Raw genomic sequence first — 22,754 nt, 5'->3', positions numbered from 1 at the left:
GATTTTTGGAGGTCAGTACTATGAAAATTAAGAGCCTTCTACTTGGTTCCGCAGCAGCTTTGGCACTTGGCACAAGCGCACAAGCAGCTGATCCTATCGCAGTAGCACTTGATACTTGCGATCTTTTGAACATCACTGGTTTGACTATTTCTTCTGAAACAAACTGCCTAAAGTTCACAGGTAACGTTTCTTACGAGTGGAAATGGGACATCGACGCCTCTACTACAACTGGCGATCTTGACTGGGCATTGAAAGCTGTTGCAACTGCAGACAGCGACTTCGGTCCAGCTATGGCTGTTATCGAGCTTCGCGAAAAAGAAGACAATGTAATGGCTATTGGCGTTCCAGTACCTGGTCCACACCCTGCACCAACATTGAATGCTGGTCCAAATGACGTTGTATTGCACGAAGGCTATGTTGGCATCGGCGATTCTTCTTCAGTCGTTCTTTATGCTGGTAAAAAAGGTTCATTGGCTAAACAGGACGATGACGAAACATTCACAGCGTTGTTCTCTCTAGATTCTCTAAACCTATCATTGGATACTTCAGGTTCTGATGAAGGTCTAGCACTAGGTGGCGGCGTTGCAACTGGTGGTTATGTTGTTCAAATGTCTGCAAGCCTAGGCGACGGCGTTAACGCTGTTGTTGCACTTGAAGATCTTGGCACAGCAAACAACGCTTCTTTGGTTGGCGCTATCGGCGTTAAGCAAGACTGGGGCACAGCGCACGCTACATTCATTCTTGACGACATCATTCAAGCTGCAAACGTATGGTCAATCCATGCCGGCGCAACTTTCAATGTTGACAACGTAAGCATCCGTGGTGCTTTCGAAACTGCTAGCGACAACTCATGGTCTGGCTTGCTTACTGGTAAAGCAACATTTGACATGTTCACATTGGCAGCTGGCGTTGAGTTTGACCAAGCTAACCAGTGGGAAGCTGCAATTTCTGGCGTAGCTGTAGTTGACGACACAACAACATTGACTGTTGCTGCTCGTTTCGACGACAACAACCAGTGGGATGTTGCTTTGAAAGGCGCGTTTAAAGTATCTGATACTTTGACTGCATCTGCTAAAGTTAACTTCGACGAAGCTAGCTTGACAGCTTTCGAGGGTGACCTTGATTGGGCTCCTGGTGGCGGCGCTAAAGTTAATGTTGGCTTCAATGCTGACAGCGCAGGCAACACATCAGTATCTACAAAATTCTCTAAGTCATTCGAATAGTCCTTTAGGGCAATTTGACTTAAGTTTTGGAAAGGCCCGGCTTATGCCGGGCCTTTTTTTGTTGGGATGCGAAAACGAAATTGTTGACAGTCCAATTGATTGATAAAAAGTGCTGGTACGAAAAGTAATTGTGCTTAAGATTTTGTCCGAACACAATGTATCGACAAGTTAGGCGGGCGGCGGGCTTGGTTGATATGGAACGCAATGGCGTTGTTGCAATTGCATGAAACGAAATCGCCCAGCGGAGTAGCTTGCCAAATGGGATCGATTAAACGCGTAAAATGGTTCACTCTACTATTTGCAGGTGTACTGACCATCGGGGTGGGAAGTGCTGTCGCCGTTTGGCAGACGCAAACCGATGTTGAAAGCCAACTTGAGACCGCGCTGAGCGAAAAGCTGCATAAATTTGGGCATAGCTGGACAAGTGTCGATGTTGTTGGGCGAGATGCAACCATTTCAGGCCTTAGCACCAATGCCGATGAAATTGATGAAGTTGCCGCGCTCGCAAGGGCCCATACAGGCGTCCGATCCGTCAAATTGGACATCCAAACTGCCCCTGAAATGAAGCCGTTCATGCTTTCATTGTCTAAAGACAGCAAGTCACGATCGATGACGGGCGGCATGCCAAACGAACAAGTGACCGAGCAGGTCACCGATTGGTTTGGAGAAGGCGAAGTTGCACTAACGTTGGCCTCAGGCAGTCCGCGGCCAGGTGATTGGCGCGACGCGAGCCAGTTTGCGATTAGACTTCTGCAACATTTCGACGAAGGCCGAGTGGATGTCGAAGACTTGACCGTTTCCATGGCAGGCCGCGCGAAAGATCACATCGCGTATCATACGCTAGATGTCGTGTTTGGTGCCGGCTTCCCAGATAATTTGGTGCGGGGGAGCGGAGAAATTATTCCGCCGCTGGCGTCACCCTATATTCTTTCAGGTCGTAAGAGTGATCAGGGGGATCTCGTTGTCCAGGGGAACGTGCATTCGCAACCTGCTCGGCTTGAGCTGAGCAGCGCGGGTGTCAATGTTGCCGATCTCAATATCAGTTCAGGCGCACCAAAAGATTTTGAAAAGTCTTTGAATTTGCTTGTAAATTCTTTGGGTGATTTGCTCGATGGCGAATTCACGTTGAGTGACAACACAATTCAACTGAAGGGCGAGGTGCCCGACTTTGAAGTGTATGACAGTGTCATAGCGTTGGGTGATCAACTGAATTCATTCAAGGTCACGGTCAATCTTGCGAAACCTATCATTCAACCATTTTCATTGAAATTGGAGCTGCGCGACAATCAAATGGTTGTTGTTGGATATGTGCCAAGCGAAGAAGGGTTAACCAAACTGCAAGAAGCGTCGCAAACCGTTGATGTTTCAAAGGTTCGGGTTGCGCGTGGCGCGCCGGAACAATTCGAAGATGCCACCGCATTGTTAGTCGACGCCTTAGGACATCTTCACGATGGAGCGTCCGCAGAGATTGAGGACCAAAAGATTGTTGTTCAGGGGAAAGCAATAACCCCTCAGGATTTCTTGGCCATACAAGAGAAGTTTGGAAATCAAATTCCAGATGGATATGACCTAGCTGTAGCCAGCATCGAGTTGCCTACGGTCTCGCCATATAATTGGTCATTGACCAAGGAGACTGCGGATCGCGTGCGATTGGCTGGGTTTTCACCATCAAAACAGATCAATGCGGAAATCCTTCAACAGTTAAACGGCGTGACGGTTTCGGATGAAACCTTGCCAGCCGTTGGTGAGCCAGCGGGATTTGAAACAATTGTGCTCGCCAGCGCGGCTGCGTCAAAGCATATGGTTGAAGGACAGATAAAATTGACGGATGGGCAATGGTCATTAAAATCTACCGTTGACAATAATGTTATGAAGTCCAATGTCTTAAATGAATTCTCTAACAAACAGATTCAAGTTAAGACTTGGCAGGCGCAATTTACGGAATTAGCGCCGCCCGTTGCAGACCCATATCGCTTCTCGGCGGCTTGGAGCAATGATGGCGAGTTTGCCTTCGAGGGATTTGTGCCAAATGAGGAGCTGCAATTGCTTCTTGTGGGCATGGGGACATCAAATGTGAGCCTGGCGAGTGGGGAACCGGAAAATTTTGAGGAAATTGCCAATCTGGGCATTTCCGCGATACAGAAACTCGAATCCGGTGAGTTCGGCTTCAACGGAGAAAACTGGAGTATTTCAGGCACTGCTACAGATCAGCCGACAATTGATAAAATTCGCTCTGACCTTGGCGATTTTGCAAATGCGGCCTCTGGTTGGAATATTGAGCTAAATGCTCGGATTGTGCCTGTTGTGCCCTATATTTGGTCCGCGGAGAAAACCGTGGATGCCGATATCATTGTCGGCGGATACGCGCCCGATCAGTCAATTATTGATAGTTGGATGTCCATGCCCGACGTTTCGGGGCAACCAAAAGTAGGCGTTGGCGCACCTGACGATTTCGATGCCCGTGCCAATGCTGCGTTGTTGAGCTTGCAAGAGCTCGAGACTGGCCGAGCCAGCCTTTCGGGGGAAACTTGGGCGCTGATCGGGCGAGCAGGATCTGACCAAGCGCTTGAAAATATGATGGAAATCCTTGCACCGTTCAATTCGTCGTTCCGATTGGATATTCATGTTGTCGAACCAATTGACCAGCTAACATTTTCTTTTAAAAAACTGTCAGACGGTCAGCCTGCGACGAGTGGATATTTGGATGATCCACTGAATTGGAAGTTATTGGCAAATAAAAGGCTTTCATTCGTTGGTGCAGAACTTGAAGAACGTCTGGCATTCGTCGCCAGGGTCGAGCGCGGCTTGGCGGCAGTCCAAATGTTGAACTCAGGCACCTTTTCATTCGATGGCACCAATTGGAATATCACCGGCGAAGTTGCTGATAAAGCAATAGAATCTGCCGTGAATCTTACACTGGGTGCGGATGCTAAGCCAAAATGGACACTCGAACTCTCAAATGCAGAGGAAATTGCGCGGTTAGCTGCGGAAGCGAAGGATGAGGCTGAGGAAAAAGCTCGAATGGAAGCCGAAGCTGAGGCGAAGGCCGAGGCTGAAGAAAAGGCTCGAATGGAAGCCGAAGCCAAGGCGAAGGCCGAGGCTGAAGAAAAAGCACGAACGGAAGCCGAGGCTAAGGCGAAAGCCGAAGCGGAGGAAAAGGCTCGATTGGAGGCTGAGGCCAAGGCGAAAGCTGAAGCTGAAGCTGAGGAAAAGGCTCGATTGGAGGCTGAGGCCAAGGCGAAAGCTGAAGCTGAAGCTGAAGCTGAGGAAAAGGCTCGAATGGAGGCTGAAGCCAAGGCGAAGGCCGAGGCTGAAGAAAAGGCTCGAATGGAAGCCGAAGCTAAGGCGAAGGCCGAGGCTGAGGAAAAAGCTCGATTGGAAGCAGAGGCCAAGGCAAAAGCTGAAGCTGAAGAAAAGGCAAAACTCGCGCAGATTGAACGTGCCTTCACTTGGAACGCGAAAAAGACCCAGTCTGGCTATGAATTGCAAGGCAATGTGCCCGATGCTGCCGCCCGTTATAGTTTACAACTCGCCGTTGGTGCATCCGAAGCGCCGAGTTTGAAAACGGCAGCCGGCGCGCCAGACCGTTTCCTTTCAAGTGCACTTGCTGGTGTTTTGGCGTTGGAGCATTTGGATGAAGGCGCAGTGTTTTATCGTGAAGGACGTTGGGAATTAGAAGGCGCGACGAGAGATTTCGCCACACGCGATAAATCGCTTGCCAGCCTATCTACCTCGCCAGCAGATTGGATTGTGAATATCAAAACGCCGCCTGCGGCTCTAATATGTGGTGAGGTGATCGCTGATTTGGTCAAGCAAAGCCCCATTTCATTTCAGAGTGGCAGCGCTAAATTGGACAATCCATCAACCAGCATATTGGCAGAAATTGCACAAAACCTTCGGGTTTGCCCAAAGGCGTTCATTGAAGTTGAAGGGCACACCGATTCAGACGGGCCAGCGGATGCAAATTTGACGCTTTCCGTTATGCGTGCAGAGCGCGTTGTGGATGAATTGATTGACCTTGGTGCCGATCCAAGTCGGATATTTGCCATTGGTTATGGTGAAAGCCTACCAATTGCGTCCAACGACACAAGATCTGGCAAAAAAGAGAACCGGCGCATAGTATTTGCAGTGCGCGAGGCTGTAGAGTAGGGTTTGCCCACAAGGGGAGGTACATATGTTTTTTGAAACAATCGGATTTCTAATTTCGCAATATTGGCTGTATCTAGCTATTGCATTGGTCATTGGAATTCTTACCGGCTGGATGAGTTACGCGTCCGAAGAAAAACAATAATTGCAGCTGATTGAACGAGGGAACTGGCATGAACGCACCACATCTTATTGAAATCGCGCTGCTAATGCTCGCGGCATTTCTAATTGGTTGTTTAATCGGGTATTTTTTACGCAGATTGGTCGGTGGCGAAACCACTGCATCTTCGCCATCAAATCAGGCGAGTGCGCCGGCAAGCACTGCGCCAGCGCAGCCAACGGCAGCTACTGAGGGCGCTACGAAATCAACTGCCTCGGCGACACCAGCAGCGAAGAAAACCGCGGCGCCGAAATCGACAGCAACAAAGAAACCCGCAGCCAAAAAAGTAACGGCAGCTAAAACCACAGCGTCGAAACCCGCGGCAGCTAAGGCAACAACGTCAAAGGCGGCCTCTAAGCCTGCTGCCACACGCAAAACAGCTGCAAAAAGTACGGCGACAACAAAGTCTTCTGCCGCAGCCAAATCGGGCACCGCCGCAAAGCCTGCGGCCAGCAAGAAACCTACAGCGGCCAAAGCTACTGCAACTAAGAAACCAGCGGCTGCAAAACCAGCGGCAACAAAGGCCACATCTTCACCAGACGGAAAGCCGGCAACTTTGTCTGCACCTAAAGGCGGCAAAAAGGATGACCTGAAAACAATCAAAGGGGTTGGCCCCAAGATTGAAGGTATCTTGAATGATATGGGTATTTATCACTTCGACCAAGTCGCTTCGTGGGGGCGCAAAGAAGTGAAGTGGGTCGATGAGGAACTTTCGTTTAAAGGTCGCATTGATCGTGAAAAATGGATTTCACAGGCCAAAGCCTTGGTGAAGAACGCCAAGTAGAAAATTTAGGCCATAGTTGAGAATTTAGGCCGGAACCTCATTGGGGTTTCGGCCTTTATTTTCCAAGCATGCGCTTGTTCGTGTGCAACACAAACTCGGCGATGGCACCCATTTCGTCTGGTTGCTCAAACAATGCTGGGGAGCCTTCGCCTTCTATATCAAGAGAAATGGCATCGGGTCTGCGCGTCAGCATATGTTGGTAAACATCTGCACGTAACAGGTCAGTATTACGTGTGCGCATCAGCAGCATTGGAGTTTGGGCGAGACTGTCAAAAAGTTCCCAATTTGCATTTAGAACATCATCATTATCAAATGCGTCTAAGCGTTCCATTAGACGCCAGTCAAAGCGAGCCTCCAGCCGCTTTTTCTTTTTGTTCCAGCTATGTGTGCGCCCAGCAATACTATCCAGTTTGCCGCTACCTAGGGCCGGGTAATCCACGCCGATAATGCGCCGGAGGGCCGAAATGGCTTCGTCTTCGTTTCTAATTTTGGCGAGGAATTTCAAATTGTTGCGCAGTCGAACCAAACCTTGCGCGCTGATGAGCGCACCTGCATCACAAAGCATCGATCCGCCAATGACCCCTGGCGCACGGACACCAAGCGCCATAATCACGTTGCCGCCATGGGCTTGGCCAAACCAAATGGCGCGATGAATATTCAAAATCTTACAGAGTTCTGCCATATCAACGGCATCATCAATTGTTGAATAATCTTCGGTCTTGGGGACATTTTGAGACCGCCCTCGGCCAATAAGGTCCACCCGAACAATCGGCCATTTGGCCCGTGCAAATTCAGAGAATTTGTCAGCAAATGCAAAAAAGTCCGACATGTTGCGGTGGTAACCAGCAAGGCAAATGATTGGTAGCTTTGACTTGTCGTCAAAATCACCAGTGGTGCGCACCGCAAGTTGCCGTGCACCATACCGCACACTGACCATTCGTACTTCGTCGCGCTCTTGGCGGACGCTTTGTTCAAGATCCATAGTGATCGCTATAACAAGTCGGTGGAATTTTGAACAGCGTCAACACCGATTTCAGCCTAATATATAGTGCGCAGGAATTTGGCCATTTGTAGTTTATTGTCGCCCAGGCGCAATTTATATACTTGATAATTCGCCAGTACCTTTTGCACATACCCACGCGTTTCCGTGAACGGGATCAGCTCAATCCAAACCACAGGGTCAATCGACGTTTTTCGAGGATCGCCATAGGCTTTCAGCCATTTGTTTACGTTACCAGCACCCGCGTTGTAAGCGGCCGCGGCCAAGACCAACGAACCGTCATAGCGTTTCAATTGAGCTTTCAAATAGGTCGAACCGAGCAGCGCGTTGTAAGACGGATCACTGGTTAGCTTGGATTTTGAATAAGAGATACCAAGTTTTCCGGCAGTTTCCTTTGCAGTGCCCGGCATTAATTGCATCAAACCTCGAGCACCCGCATGGCTAATTGCAGTGCGGTTAAACTTACTTTCTTGGCGCGCAATCGCATAAACAGCCGCATTGTCGACATCAGCAAGCCGGTGGCGTGGCAACCCATCTTTAGGGAACGCAAATAGATCGAGACCAACGCCTCGGCTATTCGCCACATCTGACATCAAAATTGCTAAATCATGCGCCTCAATGTCTTGAGCCAGGCGGGCCGCAAGCAGCATTTCACCGGGCTGTTTTACCTGGTAAATCAGTCGACGGGTCAGCGGACGGGCAAAGCTGTAAGTCTTGTTAGCGCCGAACAGTTTAATCGCGCGTACGATTTCTCGTTGATTGAACACGGGCTCGTTCTGTTGCCAACTTGGCAATCCGCGTAGACTTAATGTGTCTTTACCCAATCGCACCATTGCCAATTGGCCATAATAATATTGGTTGAACATTGCAGCTTGCTGGAAATGCGCAGTTGCTTGGGATTGATCGCCCAACTTTGAATAAGCGCGGCCGAGCCAGTAGTGGGCCTTCGACACACTTGTCGCAATGGTCGACATGCTGGCCATCTTGTTGAAGTGTTTTACCGCTGTTTGTGCGTCGCCTAAGAAGGAAAGGGCAATCCAGCCAGCATGAAAGTTGCTGTCCACCAATCGACCTTCAGGGCCACTGGTGTAGCCAGCTGCAGCCTGATAGGCCATAGACGGTTTGTTGTAGGCAAGCAGCTTACGGGTGAGGGTACGGCGCTCATACCACCACAAATGAGCTTGCGGCAGGGTGCCTGTGGCTTTGTTCAGTTCTTTAACCGCTGCACTTATCGCACCGTTGTCGCTCAACCGCTGCGCGTTGGCAAAATGGAAAAGCGGGTGGTTTCGATAGCTTGGATCAACACGATCAAGCAGCGACGCAGCGTTCTTCTGTTTTCGCGAAACAGCGATGCGGGCGACGACCAGACTGCGTTGAGCTGAGGAAAGCTGACCCATAATGCGTTCAGCGCCGCGGGCGCGATCATGCATCAAAAGGCGCTGTGTGCGTGCCCAATGGTCATCTCTTGTTAGCTGGCGGCCATATCTTGCAAACAGGTTGGCCTCGACATCAGCAGTCAAAAAATTGTTGATCCAAACCGACTTGATAATGCGGCCTGCGCGTTCCACCTGGCCGTCTTGCACATAGGCATCAGCGAGCGCGATTTGCCCTTTCAACGTGTAGGGCATCGCGCCGCTAAGCAAGGAGATGGTGTTTTGCGGACCCTGAGAAGATTTTGTCAGCGATTGTTCAATGCGTGTTTTAAATGTCTTGGTGCTGGCAAAATGTGGGGCATCGGCCTGAAAACGCAAAACAGTGTTGTGGTCAATTTCGCCCTTGCCAAAATAAATGCTGGCCCATTGGATGGTGCGGCGCTCTACATCGTCAGAAATCGCACGTGCGGCGGCGTAAGCGTCGGCATAGTTGCCGTTCTTGAGTGCGGTCAGCGCATTTTGAAACCGCTGGCTGCCCTTCATTGATGCAGAGGTCGTTGATGTCGAGCCGATCGAACTCGTTACCGTATTATCAATCTTCTGCTGAGCGTAAGCATGGGAACTCATTGTCAGCATTGCGCTAAGGCCAATAAGGGCCAAGGTTTTTGCAAAATAAGTGCTCGTACGAGAAGATAGTGGGCGGTTTAAGGGCATCATTTAGATCCATTAGATGTACGCAAAACAAAATTCATCAATTGCGCGACCCCCATCGCACAATCCGTGAAATCATAATTCATTAAGGTGAATGATCGGTTTAGAAGCATGTAAAATCGCACCAAATTTGGATTTGTCGACTTGCGGCCATATTCAACTGCGATTATGTTCAACAACTCCGGCACGTTCAGGTTCAAATTGTGGAAAATAATTGACCTTTTGGTGACAACATGTTGTCAACAGTGCCTATTGATTTGAGTGAGAAGGGAAATGACGATGTTTCGTGGTTCTATTACAGCGTTGATCACGCCATTTCGCGATGGTGCGGTCGATGAATCTGCATTTTCCCGTTTCGTTGACTGGCAAATTAGTGAAGGAACTAAAGGTCTCGTACCTGTAGGTACAACCGGTGAGTCCCCAACTGTTAGCCATCAAGAACACGAACGGGTAATTAAGATCTGTGTGGAAACCGCAAACAAACGTGTGCCGGTTATGGCCGGCGCAGGATCAAATTCCACCCAAGAAGCGATTGGCTTTGCCAAATTTGCGCAAAAAGTAGGCGCAGACGCGATTTTGACTGTGTCGCCTTACTACAACAAGCCAAACCAAGATGGCCTGTTTGCTCATTTCGCTGCAATCGCAAACTCAACGGATTTGCCGGTTTTTCTGTACAATATTCCTGGTCGTTCAATTGTTGATATCTCAGTCGAAACAATGGTGCGCTTGCGCAAGGAATGCCCAAACATCGTGGGTGTAAAAGACGCCACTGCCGATATGTCCCGTATGAGCTTACAGCGACATTATTTGGATGATGATTTTACGCACCTTTCCGGCGAAGATATTTCTGCGCTCGGCTATAATGCCCATGGCGGGCAGGGGTGCATTTCGGTTACGTCAAATGTTGCACCTAAATTGTGCAGTGAGATGCAAGAAGCAAGCCTTGCTGGTGATTATACGACGGCGTTGGCAGTTCAGGACAAACTGACGCCACTACACACAGCGTTGTTTAAAGATCCGAACCCTGTGCCGGTGAAATATGTCGCTTCGCGCCTAGGTCTTTGCCAACCAGATGTACGTCTTCCTTTGGCGCCAATATCTGACAGCACAAAAGCTGAAGTAGATGCCGCGCTTGAGCATGCAGGTCTAGTGTAGCCAAATGGCGCCCAAAAAGAAAAAAGACAAAGCAGTTTCGGGTCTGGTGGCGGAAAACCGCCGGGCCCGTTACGACTATGAAATACTTGATACATTAGAAGCCGGTTTGGTGCTGGAAGGCACTGAAGTGAAATCATTGCGCGTGGGCAAGGCGCAGATCACCGAAAGTTATGCAACACCTGAAAATGGTGAGATTTGGCTGATCAACGCCCATATTCCTGAATATCTGCAAGCTAATCGTTTCAACCACAATGAACGCCGTAAGCGCAAGCTGCTGGTTTCAAAGCGCGAAATGAACCGATTGATGGGTGCTGTTGAAAAACACGGCAACACCATTGTGCCCCTAAAACTTTATTTCAATGAGCGCGGCCGGGCAAAGCTATTGATTGGCTTGGCAAAAGGTAAGAAAAGTCACGATAAGCGCCAAACAGAGCGTGATCGCGATTGGGCGCGGCAAAAATCTCGATTGATGAAAGACCACGGGTAGAAATTACCCGTCGATAACATCTCTTGCCCGCGCAAAAATATCTTCAAACATCTCTTCGGTTAAGCGCCCTGTGTTCGTGTTGTATCGCGAACAGTGATAGCTATCGATCAGCAATGACCCGATGGGCAAATTATGTTCATTGCCATGGCCGAATGGATGATCTTTCTTCTTCACGCCAAATACCGTCAAAAACGAATTGTGGGCGATGCCGCCAAGCGCAACAACAACTTGCACTGAAGTGTTCTGTTCAATTGTTGTTTGAAGGAACGGCCTGCAATTGTTGATCTCTGCGCCGACAGGTTTGTTTTCCGGGGGAACGCATCGCACTGCATTGACGATGATCGCGTCTGTTAGCGCTAAACCATCGTCAGATGATTGGCCATATTCGCCTTCAGCGAAGCCATATCTAACAAGCGTTTGATACAGCAAATCGCCCGCCCAATCGCCGGTGAATGGTCGGCCGGTTCTGTTTGCACCGCGTAAACCCGGTGCAAGGCCGACAATCATCAAACGAGGTGAGGGCGCGCTCCAGTTCGGGACAGGCGCATTATGCCAGTCCGGAAATTTTTCGCGCGCACCTTCACGGAACTCAACAAGCCTAGGGCATAGTTGACAATCTATAGGCGGGTTTGTTTCAACCAATTGCCTAAAACCTAACTTTCAGTCGAGTTAGAGCTTTCACCTGGAGCCCGACCAACAGATTTGGCTAGATCCGCAATATCCATGAAATAATCTGCCTGACGACGTAGATCGTCAGAAATCATTGGAGAAGCGGTGGCCTTCGTTGAAACTACGGTCACTTTTTTGCCGCGTTTTTGTAACGCTGCAACAAGTGCAGTGAAGTCACCATCGCCAGAGAACAATACAAGATGATCAAAATGATCAGACAGTTCTAAGGCATCGATGGTAATTTCGATGTCCATATTGCCTTTAATCTTGCGACGGCCCTGAAAATCCACAAATTCCTTTGCAGGCTTAGTGACAACTGTGTAGCCGTTATAATCCAACCAATCGATAAGGGGGCGAATGGAGGAATATTCCTGGTCTTCCACAAGCGCGGTATAATAATACGCACGCAAAAGATATGCTTGGCTTTGGAATTCAGCCAGCATACGACGATAATCTAATTCTGCGCCCAGTGCTTTGGCGGTGGCATAAAGGTTGGCACCGTCCATGAACAGGACAATCTTTTCACTCGGATCAAACATTCAGCAAATTTGCCTTACTCTGCATCAACAAGCAATTATGACTTGTTATTTTTGATATTTTATTACGACATGACTTAGTATTATGCCGCTAACGCTGCAAATAATGGCATTTTTGCCACAAAAATCACATAACTTTGGTTCAACCGATTTAATAGATCAAAAAGCACGAATATGTCGATGGTTAATTATTCGAACAATGAAGAACAATTTAGGACCTTGTAAAAACTCTACTGCTGTTGTAAGCACGGCGGTCTACACTTATGTTTTGGAGAAGTCACTTTGGCACGCGTCACAGTTGAAGATTGTATCGAAAAAATCCCAAACCGTTTTGAGCTCGTATTGCTAGCGTCTCATCGCGCGCGTTTGATTTCATCCGGTTCGCAAATTACCGTTAGCCGCGACAATGACAAAAACCCAGTTGTTTCTCTTCGTGAGATTGGCGACGGCACAATTTCTGCTGGCGACCTCAAAGAAGACTTGATTCATTCACTACAAAAATATGTGGAAGTTGACGAGCCTGAGGCCGAAACTGCGCCACTCATTGAAAGTAGTGCTGACAGCGACGATGGTATGACATTTGATACAATGAGCGAAGAAGAGCTTCTTCGTGGTATTGAAGGCTTGGCACCACCTGAACGACGCGACGATTAGTCTTGCGTGGCAGGGCCACAAACCGTTAGATTTTAAGGCGTCGGTTTCGACGCCTTTTTTATGAACTCAGTTCAACCAATGTTTTTTCGGAGCAACGCTAAAAGCCATGATGCGTCAATATGAGCTTGTTGAGCTCGTACAAGCTTACAATCCTCAAGCTGATGAAGCCTTGCTAAACAGGGCTTACGTCTATGGCATGCGTAAGCACGGCTCGCAAACCCGGGCATCTGGAGATCCATATTTTGCACACCCTCTTGAGGTGGCTGCGATTCTCACCGAATTGCATTTGGACGATGCGACCATCGCAGTAGCGCTACTGCACGATACTATTGAAGACACCGACGCAACCCGCGCAGAAATTGACCAGCTATTTGGTCATGAAATCGGCGCGATCGTTGAAGGGCTGACGAAAATTGATCGGCTCAATCTGACGTCACGGGAAGAAGCTCAAGCCGAGAACCTACGAAAATTACTTTTGGCGATCTCTGAAGACGTCCGCGTTCTATTGGTAAAATTGGCCGACCGTTTGCACAATATGCGAACACTTGACTTCGTGCCAGAGCACAAGCGCAAGCGTATCGCCCAAGAAACAATGGAAATTTATGCGCCCTTGGCTGGTCGAATGGGGATGCAGGACCTGCGTTCGGAGCTCGAGGACCTGTCGTTTAAGACTCTTCATCCGGAACATTACGCTGCAATTTCGCAACGTTTGGCGGACTATGAGGTGGAGAACCGTCAGGTCGTCGACGAGATTCGCATGGAGCTTGCTGCCCGATTTGTTGAAGAGGGAATCCTTGCTGACGTTTCAACGCGGCTGAAAGCACCATTTTCGATTTTTAAGAAAATGGAACGCAAATCTATTGGGCTAGAACAGCTCTCGGACATCATTGGCTTTAGAGTTGTGCTTGATGATGTAGCTAAATGTTATCAGACGCTTGGCGTGGTTCACACAACGTGGTCTGTGGTGCCTGGGCGCTTTAAAGATTACATTTCGACCCCCAAGCAAAATGACTACCGTTCAATTCACACCACTATTGTTGGTCCACGTCGTCAGCGGGTCGAATTGCAGCTGCGCACGAGAGAAATGCACCGGATTGCAGAACTCGGCATTGCCGCCCATGCTCTTTATAAAGAGGGTATCTCGGGAGATATGGGCCGCTTAGAGCAGGAAAGCCGTGCTTATGGCTGGCTGCGCACAACCATCGCGCATCTTACCGAAGGCGAAAATCCGCAAGAATTTTTGGAACACACCAAGCTGGAATTGTTCCAGGACCAAGTATTTTGCTTCACGCCAAATGGTCGCCTGATCGCGCTGCCACGTGGGGCAACGTCTATCGATTTTGCTTATGCAGTTCACACAGATATTGGCGACACATGCGTTGGGTGCAAGGTCAATGGGACCGTTATGCCGCTCAATACCCAGTTGCGAAACGGCGACGAAGTTGAAATTATCCGCGATCCAGAACACGCGCCGCCGCCCAATTGGGAAAATATTGCGATAACCGGGAAAGCCCGCGCCGCTATTCGTCGTTCTTTGCGCAATGCGTCGCAAGAACGCGCCCATTCGCTGGGTCAGCAGATTTTCGAAGCGATCTTGGAACGCGAGACCATTGTTCTGAATGTGAGCGAAAACAAGCGGTTGCTTGCGGCGCTCAACCTGCCGTCACAACGGCATCTATATATCGCATTGGGCGAAGCCTCAATTTCTGGCGATGACCTCATTCGACAAATGGATGTCATTAGAGGGGCAGAAAAAGGCAAAAAGCGCAAACCATTGGACCTGCGCATTGGGGCCTCCGCGGATGGCTGGTTCTCACTGGCTCAAGGGCCGGGCTTTAAATTCCGGGTACCGGGCGGTCAAAATATGCCCGAAAGTGTGTCGCTGACATTTTCTAGCCTGGACTTTTCAACACCCGTTCGCAAGGCTGCTGAAGGCATCGTCCCCGGCGACCGCCTTGTCGGGATATTGCCTGCCGATGGTACACTGACGATTTACCCCATCGGCTCAGAAGCGTTGCCTGCCTACCACGATCAAGAAGTGTTATGGATTGATGTGTTGTGGGACATTGCAGAGGATGACACCTCATCGCACAGCGCTGTGTTGGCCGTTCAATCGGTCAACAAGCCGGGGATTTTAGCGCAAGTTACCTCAACGATCGCGGCTACTGGGGCCAATATCTCAAACCTGGTTTCTCGGTCCGCAACTGTCGATTTCAACGAGATGCTGTTCCAATTGGAATTAACAGACATCACCCAGCTAAACGATGTTGTCGCGACGCTCACGCGCATTGTTGGTGTGTCAAAAGTTATTCGTGCAAGTGCTGCGGAAGCAGAGATTATCGAAACAATGAGCTCTCAATATCAACGGTTAGAAACAGGAGAATAAGGGATGAACCAAGAAGAAGTTTTGGACGTCTTTCGGTCATGCGGCGCTATTTTGGAAGGTCATTTTATTCTTTCATCAGGACTTCGTTCTCCCACATTTTTGCAAAAACAACGTGTGTTCATGCATGCCGACAAAGCAGAGGTTCTTTGCAAGGCTTTAGCTGAAAAGATTGTTACACAGGGATTTGGTGATGTGTCTCAAATCGTTTCTCCGGCCATCGGTGGCATTATCCCTGGTTATGAAACTTCGAGGCACCTTAAGAAGCCTGCTATTTTTACCGAACGTGTAAACGGTAAATTTGAGCTTCGCCGGGGATTTGAAGTTCAACCGGGCGAAAAAGTAATAGTTGTCGAAGACATTGTTTCAACGGGCCTTTCAATTCGAGAATGCGTGCAGTGTCTGACCGACCTTGGCGCCGAAGTTGTGGCCGCCGCTTGTTTGGTCGACCGATCAGACGGTGAAGCAGATATTGGGGTGCCGTTGGTTGCCTTGACCGGCTTCAAAGTGCCAGCATACGCTCCAGATAACCTTCCACCGGAGTTGGCAGCACTACCGGCCGTAAAGCCGGGCAGTCGCGGCCTAAAATAAGGCAAATCGTATGATCATCGGCATGGGCAATGACATTAGTGAAATTGCACGGGTTGAGAAAACCCTAGCGCGCCACGGTGAACGTTTCACATTGCGTTGCTTTACCGAAATAGAGCGCAAGAAATCTGATCGCCGAAAGCAACGGGCGGCCAGCTATGCCAAACGTTTTGCCGCGAAAGAAGCCTGCGCCAAGGCGCTGGGCACTGGCATGTCGCACGGCGTGTTCTGGCGCGATATCGGAGTGGTCAATTTACCCTCGGGCAAACCAACACTGAAATTGACCAATGGCGCCCTAAAAGCACTACGAAGACTTGTGCCAGAGGGTCACAATCCCCACATCCATATCTCAATAACCGACGATAACGGCATGGCGCAGGCATTTGTTATCATCGAGGCTCTTGAAGTTTAACAAAAATCCGTTGATAAGACGCCATCAACCACGAGACAAGCAGGACTAAATGGCTGAGAAAACGAACAACAAGCTTGATGCTAAGGGCAAGCCAAAAGCACAAAATGAGATTTGGGAAACCATCATCATTCTTGTTCAGGCGCTCGCGATTGCTTTGGTTTTCCGCAGTTTCCTGTTTCAACCATTTTCTATTCCAACCGCGTCATTGCAGTCTAACGTGATGATCGGCGATTACATTTTGGCATCCAAATACACCTATGGGTATTCCAAATACTCGTTCCCGTTTGAAATTATTCCGTTCAATGGCCGCATATTTGGTCGTGCACCTGAGCGCGGCGAAATCGCCGTGTTCCGTCCTGTGCCGCAAACCGTTGATTACGTTAAGCGCGTGATTGGCCTGCCGGGCGACAAAATTCAGATGGTAAAAGGCGTGCTGCACATTAACGGCACTGCCGTGCAAAAAGAACGTGTTGGCACAATTATCGATGTGGATAGCCGAGGTGATGCCCTCGAGATGATCCAATATCGCGAAACGCTGCCAAATGGCACAAGTTATCTTGTCCAAGAGTTTTCCGATACGCGCCCATTTGACGAAACAAGTGTATATACGGTGCCAGACGGGCATTATTTCATGATGGGCGATAATCGAGACCGCTCGCTTGATAGTCGGTCACTGCAAACGGTTGGCTATGTGCCGTTGGAAAACTTCATCGGCAAAGCCGAAGTGCGGTTCTTCTCGATCAAAGACAACATCAACCCTTGGCAAGTCTGGCGTTGGCCGGGCAATGTTCGCCTAGAACGTATGTTCCAATCCGTTTACCAATGAACAGCCGAAACCGAACAATAGACGAGCTGGAAAAACGAACTGGGCATCAGTTCAAAGACAGATCGCTGCTCACGCGGTCTGTTACCCATTCCAGCGCTGTTGCACCCACACGACGCACCGAAAACTCCTACCAACGGCTGGAGTTTTTGGGTGATCGCGTGTTGGGCCTTGTTGTTGCAGATCGATTGTTGCGCGACAATGTGAGCGCGAATGAGGGCGGCTTATCTCGTGCGCTCAACTCTGTGGTTCGCAAGGAAAGTTGTGCCGACGTCGCACGCAAGCTAGATGTTGGGCCTGCCCTCATCATGGGGCAAAGCGAGGCAAAAAGCGGCGGCGCGCAAAAAGAAGCGATCCTTGGTGACGTTTGCGAGGCAATTATTGGCGCGCTATATGTTGATGGTGGATTAGAAGTTGCTCGAAAATTTATCGAGACGCATTTTGCCTCCTACATTAAGAGCGGAACTGACGGTCGCGGAGACGCGAAAACGAGCTTGCAGGAATGGGCGCAGTCAAAAAGCCTAAGCCTTCCGGCATACGTAGAGGTTTCGCGCGAGGGGCCGGACCACGCCCCCGAATTTACAATTGAAGTACGAATTGAAAAACATGTTTCCGCAACCGCGACAGGCAAGTCGAAAAAGTTCGCAGAACATGAAGCGGCAACAAATTTTCTAGTCCGCGAAGGCATTTGGAGCGAAAATGACGGATAACCAACCCCTTGATACAAGATGCGGATTTGTCGCATTGGTCGGGGCGCCCAACGCAGGCAAATCAACATTGCTAAACGCGTTGGTCGGCACGAAAGTGTCAATTGTAACGCACAAAGCACAAACTACACGGGCGCAAGTGCGCGGTGTTGTTACGCTTGAGAAAAACCAAATCATCTTTGTTGATACGCCGGGCATCTTCTTGCCCAAACGTCGCCTAGATCGGGCAATGGTTCAATCTGCATGGAATGGCGTTGGTGATGCAGACATGGTTGCCCTGATCATCGACGCAAAGCGTGGTATCGTTGATGAAGTTGAGCGCCTGCTTGATGGATTGAAAGATTACAATCAGCGTAAAGTACTTGTGCTCAACAAAATCGATCAGATCGACCACGAAAAATTGCTAGAACTGTCGCAGATTTTGAATGAAAAAGTCGATTTCGATCAAACCTTTATGGTTTCAGCCCTAAAAGGGCACGGCGTCAAAGACTTCGTCAATTATTGTGGCGAGCAAATGCCAGTCGACCATTGGCATTTCCCAGAAGATCATTTGACCGATCTAACGATGGCGCTAACCGCAGCAGAAGTGACGCGGGAAAAGCTATTTTTGCGTATCCACGAAGAGATACCTTATGGCGCAACGGTTGAAACCGAGAGTTTTAAGACGCAAAAAGACGGTTCAGTTCGCATCCAACAGATAATTTACGTGGCTAGAGATGGGCACAAAAAGATTATTTTGGGTAAGAATGGCCAAGCGATTAAGGCCATTGGGGCCGAAGCACGCAAAGAACTCATGGAAATGTTTGATCTCAAAATCCATTTGTTCCTATTTATTAAAGTGCGTGAAAAGTGGGGCGATGACCCGTCACGCTATCGCGAAATGGGACTTGAATTCCCTAAATAGGTTTTAAATGGAGTGGCGTGACGAAGGTCTAATACTTAGCACTAGAAAACATGGCGAAAACGCTGTGATTGTCGAGGCTATGACCATTGAACATGGCCGGCATTTGGGCTTGGTGCGGGGCGGCCGATCTCGCCGTTTTGCAGCCCTTTTACAGGCGGGAAACAGCGTCGAACTGTCATGGCGCGCACGTTTAGAAAATCATCTGGGTTCATATACGGTTGAAGCACTCTCATTGCGGGCCGCTGCCTTGATGCAAACACGTGAACGCCTCTCGCTTAGCCAACTCATTTGTGAACATTTGCGTGCGTTGCCCGAGCGAGATCCGCATCCGCGATTGTTGGCGGAAGCGACTGCAATGCACGACAATGAGGCGAGCGGATACGTCTTGGGTGCTGCGCTTGCAAAATTTGAAATGCGGCTGCTTGATGAGTTGGGTTTTGGCATCGACATCAAAAGTTGCGCCCTGACTGGAGAAGAAGTCGGACTGGCCTATATCTCGCCAAAAACCGGACGCGCGGTGACGCATGTTGCAGCACAACCCTATTTGCCCAAGCTCATGAAATTGCCATCTCTGTTCGGCGGAGTTTTAGAATTGAGTGAAAAAGCTGAGCTTGAAGCGGCTTTTGCGCTGACCGAGCACTTTTTAAACATGCATATTTGGTCCCCGCGCCAATTATCCCCACCTTCTATGCGTGAACGACTGATCAAAACCCTGTGCGACGAGCTATAATCGGTTGAGTGATTCGATTCACCAGATCCGTATCTAAATAGTAACGAGGCAATCTATGGGCGATCAGCGGCCCCCAGACGACAGTGGTGATCTACCAGTTCTAAAACTCAAATCAGCGCTTGAAGAGCGCTATTTAAACTATGCGCTGTCGACCATTACCCAACGTGCTCTGCCAGACGTTCGGGATGGGCTTAAACCTGTTCACAGGCGAATATTGCACGCCATGCGGTTGCTTAAGTTGGAGCCGGGGCAGGGATACAAAAAGTCTTCTCGTGTTGTTGGCGACGTAATTGGTAAATTCCACCCGCACGGTGACCAATCCGTTTATGACGCGCTCGTGCGTTTGGCGCAGGATTTTGCGGTTCGTTACCCGCTTGCCGATGGCCAAGGAAATTTTGGCAATATCGATGGCGATAGCGCGGCGGCGATGCGGTACACCGAAGCACGACTAACCGACGTCGCGGCACGCCTGCTCGAAGGCATCACCGAAGACGCGGTTGATTTCCGGGACACCTACGATGGCGAAGATAACGAGCCGGTCGTTTTGCCTGCCAACTTCCCCAATCTTTTGGCCAATGGGTCAAACGGCATTGCTGTGGGCATGGCGACGTCTATCCCGCCACACAATGTTGCTGAATTGTGCGATGCGGCGCTTCATCTGATTAAAACACCAAATGCCCGCACGGAGACTTTGGTCAATTACGTTAAAGGCCCGGATTTCCCGACTGGCGGTATATTGGTGGATGGCGAACAATCGATTATCAACGCCTATGAAACAGGTCGTGGGGCGTTTAGATGCCGTGCGCGATGGGAAACCGAAGATACAGGTCGTGGCGGCTATCAAATCGTCATCACTGAAATTCCCTACCAGGTTCCAAAAGCGCGGTTGGTCGAGAAGATTGCTGACCTGTTGATTGCGAAACGCTTGCCACTATTGCGCGACGTCCGGGATGAATCGGACGAAAATGTTCGTTTGGTGTTGGAGCCAAAATCGCGGGTTGTTGACCCCATCTTGTTGATGGAGTCCATGTTCAAGCTTACGGACCTTGAGAGCCGGATTTCGCTGAACCTAAACGTATTGACCAAAGGCGCGGTACCCAAAGTGCTTGGCCTTGGCGACACACTGCGCGAATGGCTTGAGCACCGCAAAGAAGTGCTGGTTAGGCGCTCAAATCACAGATTGCGTCACATTGAACATCGCCTGAATGTTCTTGGCGGCTATTTGATTGCCTATCTCAACTTGGATGAAGTCATCCGCATTATCCGTGAAGAGGACAATGCCAAGACGTCGCTAATGGGAGCATTCAACCTAAATGATGTGCAAGCTGAAGCCATTCTCAACATGCGTTTGCGGGCTTTGCGCAAACTCGAAGAAGTTGAAATTCGTACCGAATTTGATGAGCTGACTCTCGAAAAGGCGAAAATCGAGGAGCTTTTGGGCTCCGATATTCAACAATGGCAAGTGATTGCGACACAGATCAGGGAGCTTCGTAAAGCCTACGGCCAAGATACTGAAATCGGTCGTCGTCGCACAACTTTCGAAGACGCTCCAGAGGCTAATTTGGAAGATATCCAAACGGCTATGATCGAACGCGAGCCGGTGACGATCATCCTATCGGAAAAAGGTTGGATTAGAGCACTTAAAGGCCACACAACCGATATTGACGGGCTAACATTCAAGACCGACGATAGAATTAAGACATGGTCGCACGCTCAAACCACCGACAAATTATTGCTGGTGGCAACCAACGGCAAGGTGTTCACGCTATTGGCCGACAAATTGCCAGGAGGGCGAGGGCATGGTGAACCGGTTCGCATTTTGGTGGATCTGGAAGAAAGCGCCGACATTCTTGATCTTTGCGTCCATGTGCCCGGGACAAAACGCATGATAGCATCTGATATCGGCAACGGGTTTGTTGTTGAAGAAGAAGCAATGATCGCCAATACCCGCAAAGGCAAACAGGTGCTCAATGTCTCGGGCGAACAAGAAGCCAAGATTTTTGTAAAAGCGGAAGGTGATACGGTCGCTGTGATCGGTCAAAACCGCAAGCTCTTGGTGTTCCCAAGGGATCAATTGCCAGAAATGGGACGCGGAAAAGGCGTTCGTTTGCAGCGCTATAAAGATGGTGGCGTTTCCGATGTTAAGCTCTTTAACGCTGAAGAGGGACTTACATGGACGGATAGTTCTGGTCGCACCTACACCAAAAAGGGCGACGAACTCCTCGAATGGCGCGGCGAACGGGCCCAAGCGGGCCGACAACCGCCAACTGGCTTCCCGCGCAACAATAAGTTCAAGGGCTAGAGTCTGGATCCTAATTTGCAGCGTCAGCGCTGACTTGAAAGTCGATGACCAACGGATAATGATCAGAGCCGCCATTTGCGCCCCGGTGCCAATTGGCGGTTTTGACGTGTTTAGAGGTCAAAATATGATCCAACTGTAGCCATGGCGGCATGGGGATCGGGTAGGTTGGCGGGGCTGGCCAAGTCGGCAGCAGCCAAACAGCGCGATCAAGTTTGCTCTGGGCGACGAGGTTCTTAAACTCATACGAAAATGGAGTTGAGTTAAAATCCCCGCCAAATAGCGTGGGGCCGCTCTGTGCGATAATCACATCTTTTACGATTTGCATCTGTTCGCGCTGTCGGTCAGCGGGAATTGGCCAGTCAAAATGGGTAGTTATCACGTTAAACGGAATCTCATCCAAAACTTGAACTGCGATTGTTGACGTGCGTTGCTGCGCGCTGAGCCTGTCGATGCAATTGTGCCCCTCTAATTCTTTTAGCGGCAGTTTGGAGTAGATCCCGAGGAAAGATCGCTTCCCGCCTTGGCAATGCACGCTATGTGGATATTGTGCTGTTAAGCGGCTTTCCAACTCGCCGCGATGCCAACGCCAATATTCCTGCAAAAGCAAAATGTCCGGGTCCTCAGCCTTGATGCTGGCAAATAGTCCGTCGATGTCATTATTCTTCGCGTAAATATTAAACGTCATTAGGCGTTTAGAATTTTCGGCCTCATTCACCTGAGGCACCTGTCGCATCGCGCCGACAATTTCAGGGACAATCACAAGGCTTGATGCAATAAAGCCTGTCGCACTTAAACTCAGCATCAGACCACGAAATGGTTGGCGGTGGGCAAAAATCGCTGAAACCATAAACAAGATCAATGTGAGCGGAAAAATGATCGGTTGGAAATGGTTGAAGACATCCAACGGCCAAAACGCAAAAGCGAGAAAGCCAGCTATCGCTGCCAACGAAACAAAAAACGCACCGCTTGAAAACAAGAACAAAAAGACGGGCTTTAATCCCTTGATG

General features: G+C 49.6%; 20 protein-coding genes. 14 read left to right on the top strand and 6 right to left on the bottom strand.

All coding sequences use genetic code 11. The annotated features are described in order from the left end of the window. Positions 1–20 precede the first annotated feature (20 nt). Positions 21–1,223 (top strand): hypothetical protein, encoded by a 1,203-nt coding sequence (locus tag AC2D8L_RS05865; protein WP_484684500.1) that lies wholly within the window; start codon positions 21–23, stop codon positions 1,221–1,223. A 258-nt stretch (positions 1,224–1,481) separates the two neighbouring features. Further along, positions 1,482–5,372: an OmpA family protein gene (locus AC2D8L_RS05860; protein WP_484684499.1), complete on the top strand. Its 3,891-nt coding sequence runs from the start codon at positions 1,482–1,484 to the stop codon at positions 5,370–5,372. Positions 5,373–5,667: 295 nt separating this feature from the next. Here the strand turns inward: AC2D8L_RS05860 and AC2D8L_RS05855 are convergent, their stop codons facing one another. Next, on the bottom strand, positions 5,668–6,057 hold the full coding sequence (locus AC2D8L_RS05855; protein WP_484684498.1) for a hypothetical protein: 390 nt from the start codon (positions 6,055–6,057) through the stop codon (positions 5,668–5,670). Positions 6,058–6,085: 28 nt separating this feature from the next. On the opposite strand from AC2D8L_RS05855, the gene AC2D8L_RS05850 reads away from it, so the two are divergent. Further along, a complete protein-coding gene (locus tag AC2D8L_RS05850) occupies positions 6,086–6,313 on the top strand; it encodes a hypothetical protein (protein ID WP_484684497.1) in 228 nt (75 codons plus the stop codon). A gap of 55 nt (positions 6,314–6,368) precedes the next feature. Here the strand turns inward: AC2D8L_RS05850 and AC2D8L_RS05845 are convergent, their stop codons facing one another. Both AC2D8L_RS05845 and AC2D8L_RS05840 read right to left on the bottom strand, forming a co-directional pair. After that, positions 6,369–7,295 (bottom strand): alpha/beta fold hydrolase, encoded by a 927-nt coding sequence (locus tag AC2D8L_RS05845; RefSeq protein WP_484684496.1) that lies wholly within the window; start codon positions 7,293–7,295, stop codon positions 6,369–6,371. A 56-nt stretch (positions 7,296–7,351) separates the two neighbouring features. Next, positions 7,352–9,400 (bottom strand): lytic transglycosylase domain-containing protein, encoded by a 2,049-nt coding sequence (locus AC2D8L_RS05840; protein ID WP_484684495.1) that lies wholly within the window; start codon positions 9,398–9,400, stop codon positions 7,352–7,354. 276 nt (positions 9,401–9,676) lie between these two features. Here AC2D8L_RS05840 and dapA point away from each other — a divergent pair, with 276 nt between their 5' ends. Both dapA and smpB read left to right on the top strand, forming a co-directional pair. Then, entirely contained in the window at positions 9,677–10,552 is an 876-nt protein-coding gene (gene dapA, locus AC2D8L_RS05835) for a 4-hydroxy-tetrahydrodipicolinate synthase (protein WP_484685156.1), read from the top strand. A gap of 4 nt (positions 10,553–10,556) precedes the next feature. After that, entirely contained in the window at positions 10,557–11,039 is a 483-nt protein-coding gene (gene smpB / locus AC2D8L_RS05830) for an SsrA-binding protein SmpB (RefSeq protein ID WP_484684494.1), read from the top strand. Positions 11,040–11,042: 3 nt separating this feature from the next. Here smpB and AC2D8L_RS05825 read toward each other — a convergent pair whose 3' ends face one another. Beyond that, on the bottom strand, positions 11,043–11,681 hold the full coding sequence (locus AC2D8L_RS05825) for a uracil-DNA glycosylase (protein ID WP_484684493.1): 639 nt from the start codon (positions 11,679–11,681) through the stop codon (positions 11,043–11,045). Positions 11,682–11,692: 11 nt separating this feature from the next. Then, entirely contained in the window at positions 11,693–12,247 is a 555-nt protein-coding gene (locus AC2D8L_RS05820) for a LabA-like NYN domain-containing protein (RefSeq protein ID WP_484684492.1), read from the bottom strand. A gap of 279 nt (positions 12,248–12,526) precedes the next feature. Here AC2D8L_RS05820 and rpoZ point away from each other — a divergent pair, with 279 nt between their 5' ends. The 9 genes from rpoZ to parC all read left to right on the top strand — a co-directional run bounded on the left by rpoZ (position 12,527) and on the right by parC (position 21,747). Beyond that, the gene (gene rpoZ, locus AC2D8L_RS05815; RefSeq protein ID WP_484684491.1) at positions 12,527–12,898 is read left to right on the top strand and encodes a DNA-directed RNA polymerase subunit omega; all 372 of its coding nucleotides are present in this window, start codon (positions 12,527–12,529) and stop codon (positions 12,896–12,898) included. 106 nt (positions 12,899–13,004) lie between these two features. Further along, on the top strand, positions 13,005–15,284 hold the full coding sequence (locus AC2D8L_RS05810; RefSeq protein WP_484684490.1) for a RelA/SpoT family protein: 2,280 nt from the start codon (positions 13,005–13,007) through the stop codon (positions 15,282–15,284). A 3-nt stretch (positions 15,285–15,287) separates the two neighbouring features. Continuing rightward, positions 15,288–15,872 (top strand): orotate phosphoribosyltransferase, encoded by a 585-nt coding sequence (gene pyrE / locus AC2D8L_RS05805; protein WP_484684489.1) that lies wholly within the window; start codon positions 15,288–15,290, stop codon positions 15,870–15,872. A 10-nt stretch (positions 15,873–15,882) separates the two neighbouring features. Beyond that, entirely contained in the window at positions 15,883–16,281 is a 399-nt protein-coding gene (acpS, locus tag AC2D8L_RS05800) for a holo-ACP synthase (RefSeq protein WP_484684488.1), read from the top strand. Between the two features lie 49 nt (positions 16,282–16,330). Next, positions 16,331–17,107 (top strand): signal peptidase I, encoded by a 777-nt coding sequence (gene lepB, locus AC2D8L_RS05795; RefSeq protein WP_484684487.1) that lies wholly within the window; start codon positions 16,331–16,333, stop codon positions 17,105–17,107. After that, on the top strand, positions 17,104–17,814 hold the full coding sequence (gene rnc, locus AC2D8L_RS05790) for a ribonuclease III (RefSeq protein WP_484684486.1): 711 nt from the start codon (positions 17,104–17,106) through the stop codon (positions 17,812–17,814). Before lepB ends, rnc begins: the two co-directional genes overlap by 4 nt. After that, entirely contained in the window at positions 17,804–18,715 is a 912-nt protein-coding gene (gene era / locus AC2D8L_RS05785; RefSeq protein ID WP_484684485.1) for a GTPase Era, read from the top strand. The genes rnc and era overlap by 11 nt, the downstream gene beginning before the upstream one ends. Positions 18,716–18,722: 7 nt before the next feature. Continuing rightward, positions 18,723–19,445 (top strand): DNA repair protein RecO, encoded by a 723-nt coding sequence (recO, locus tag AC2D8L_RS05780; RefSeq protein WP_484684484.1) that lies wholly within the window; start codon positions 18,723–18,725, stop codon positions 19,443–19,445. 55 nt (positions 19,446–19,500) lie between these two features. Beyond that, on the top strand, positions 19,501–21,747 hold the full coding sequence (gene parC / locus AC2D8L_RS05775) for a DNA topoisomerase IV subunit A (RefSeq protein WP_484684483.1): 2,247 nt from the start codon (positions 19,501–19,503) through the stop codon (positions 21,745–21,747). Positions 21,748–21,757: 10 nt separating this feature from the next. Here parC and AC2D8L_RS05770 read toward each other — a convergent pair whose 3' ends face one another. Further along, positions 21,758–22,729: an endonuclease/exonuclease/phosphatase family protein gene (locus AC2D8L_RS05770; protein ID WP_484684482.1), complete on the bottom strand. Its 972-nt coding sequence runs from the start codon at positions 22,727–22,729 to the stop codon at positions 21,758–21,760. Positions 22,730–22,754 lie beyond the last annotated feature (25 nt).

The sequence above is a fragment of the Maritalea sp. YIW29 genome (assembly GCF_057219265.1).
Note: the sequence above shows the minus strand (reverse complement) of the source record. Positions and strands in the feature narration are given on the sequence as shown.